The following is a 449-nucleotide window of genomic DNA, read 5'->3' as shown; positions in this document are numbered from 1 at the left end:
GATTTACCTGTCGCCAGTGATTGATTGTTTCGATGGGATGGTGGTGAGCTGGAGCATAGGTAGCCATCCCAATGCCCACCTCGTCAACACTATGCTCGATGCTGCCATTGATACTGTCCAACGCAACGAGGTCCGGCCTGTAATTCATTCGGACCGCGGGGCTCACTACCGTTGGCCAGGCTGGCTCTCAAGGGTGCATGATGCAAAGCTGGTTCGCTCAATGTCCCGCAAAGGATGCTCACCGGACAATGCAGCATGCGAAGGCTTCTTTGGCAGGCTAAAGATTGAGCTGTTCTATCCGGGTAACTGGCAATCAACGACGATTGAGCAGTTCATTGGTAAGCGCACGGTCATCCCACCCTTGAGGGCGGCGGCGTAAGCGGCAACGATGGTGTCCACCAAACCAGATAGGTGGACACCATGACCGAAGCCCAGAACAAGACCCGTCG

Annotated in this window: 1 pseudogene; it reads left to right on the top strand. The window is 55.2% G+C overall.

Annotation, left to right across the window (positions count from 1 at the left end):
* Positions 1 to 337 (top strand): annotated as a pseudogene (locus SJH88_RS19420) (transposase); the annotation flags it as partial.
* Positions 338 to 449 lie beyond the last annotated feature (112 nt).

The sequence above is a fragment of the Comamonas sp. GCA5 genome (assembly GCF_036541385.1).
Classification (GTDB): Bacteria; Pseudomonadota; Gammaproteobacteria; order Burkholderiales; family Burkholderiaceae_C; genus Comamonas; species Comamonas aquatica.
The sequence above is the reverse complement of the archived record's forward strand: the minus strand, read 5'-3'. Positions and strand labels throughout refer to the sequence as shown.